Annotated in this window: 1 pseudogene; it reads right to left on the reverse strand. The window is 61.0% G+C overall.

The features are described 5' to 3' along the window. Positions 1 to 210: pseudogene (locus FDX04_RS12175) on the reverse strand (DUF3142 domain-containing protein); the annotation flags it as partial.

A 210-nucleotide genomic window follows, 5' to 3' on the forward strand; every position in this document is an offset into this window, starting at 1 on the left:
ACCGTGCCGCGGTACCACGGGGATTTCTCAAGCTGCGCTTCAGCCTGCGGGTCCCGGCTACCGTTTTGCACCAGCCCCAGCTTAAACGGAATGCGCAGACGACTGAGTGCAGGCAGATACGCCTGATAATTCGTTACCGTATGACGGCCCTGATAGCTCTGGACCACCAGTTCATCGACCGCCAGCGCATTCAGCGTGGCGACGTCGCCC

Origin of the sequence: Citrobacter sp. wls615 (assembly GCF_005281355.1) — a bacterium.
GTDB lineage: Bacteria > Pseudomonadota > Gammaproteobacteria > Enterobacterales > Enterobacteriaceae > Citrobacter > Citrobacter werkmanii.